Source organism: Mesorhizobium sp. M7A.F.Ca.CA.004.04.2.1 (assembly GCF_004022825.1).
Lineage (GTDB): Bacteria > Pseudomonadota > Alphaproteobacteria > Rhizobiales > Rhizobiaceae > Mesorhizobium.
Map to the genome: position 1 here is coordinate 1 of NZ_RZPH01001295.1, position 1,400 is coordinate 1,400.

At 64.6% G+C, this 1,400-nt stretch carries 1 protein-coding gene; it reads right to left on the reverse strand.

Translation table 11 applies throughout. The features are described from left to right. On the reverse strand, positions 1 to 1,400 hold a 1,400-nt coding region (carB, locus tag EN893_RS33990; RefSeq protein ID WP_128362176.1), incomplete at both ends, for a carbamoyl-phosphate synthase large subunit.

The window sequence follows — 1,400 nt, forward strand, 5'->3', positions numbered from 1 at the left end:
GATCGGAATGCCGGCCTTTTCCAGCGCGTCCGCCAGCTTCAGCGGCGTCTGGCCGCCGAACTGGACGATGACGCCAACCAGTTCGCCCGAGGCCTGCTCGGCGCGCAGGATCTCCAGCACGTCTTCCGCCGTCAGCGGCTCGAAATAGAGCCGGTCCGACGTGTCGTAGTCGGTCGAGACCGTCTCCGGGTTGCAGTTGATCATGATCGCTTCGTAGCCGGCATCGCGCAGCGCAAAGGCGGCGTGGCAGCAGCAATAGTCGAACTCGATGCCCTGGCCGATGCGGTTCGGCCCGCCGCCCAGGATGACGACCTTCTTGCGCGACGAGACCTGCGCCTCGTCGGCCAGCGCACCGGCAAACGGCACTTCATAGGTCGAATACATGTAGGCGGTCGGCGAGGCGAACTCGGCCGCGCAAGTGTCGATGCGCTTATAAACCGGATGAACGTCGAGCTTTTCGCGAATCTTCGCAATCACTTCGACGTCTGTTTTCGTCAATGACGCGAGGCGGGCGTCGGAAAAACCCATGGCCTTCAGCATGCGCAGATTGACGGCATCCTCGGGGATGCCGTGCTCGCGGATGCGGGCTTCCATGGCGACGATCCCGGCGATCTGCTCAAGGAACCACGGGTCGATCTTGCACATGGCGTGCACGTCTTCCAGCGACGTGCCCATGCGGATCGCCTGCGCCACCATGCGCAGCCGGTCGGGCGTCGGCGTGCCGAGCGCGGCGCGGATGGCGTTGCGGTCGTCGGCATGGTTGGCCGTCGCCGCACCGTAGCCGAGGCCGGGGATCTCGATTTCGTCGAGGCCGGTCAGGCCGGTTTCCAGTCCACGCAGCGCTTTCTGCAGCGATTCCTGAAAAGTGCGGCCGATGGCCATGACTTCGCCGACCGACTTCATGGCGGTGGTCAGCACCGGCTCGGCGCCGGGGAATTTCTCGAAGGCGAAACGCGGGATTTTCGTCACGACGTAATCGATCGACGGCTCGAAGGAGGCCGGCGTGGCGCCACCGGTGATGTCGTTCTCCAACTCGTCCAGGGTGTAGCCAACGGCGAGCTTTGCCGCGATCTTGGCGATCGGGAAACCGGTCGCTTTCGAGGCCAGAGCCGACGAGCGCGAGACGCGCGGGTTCATCTCGATCACGACCAGGCGGCCGTCGGCCGGGTTGACGGCGAACTGCACGTTGGAGCCGCCGGTCTCGACGCCGATCTCGCGCAGCACGGCGATCGAGGCGTTGCGCATCATCTGGTATTCTTTGTCGGTCAGCGTCAGCGCCGGAGCGACGGTGATCGAGTCGCCCGTGTGCACGCCCATCGGGTCGATGTTCTCGATCGAGCAGACGATGATGCAATTGTCCGCCCTGTCGCGGACGACCTCCATCTCATACTCCTTCCAGC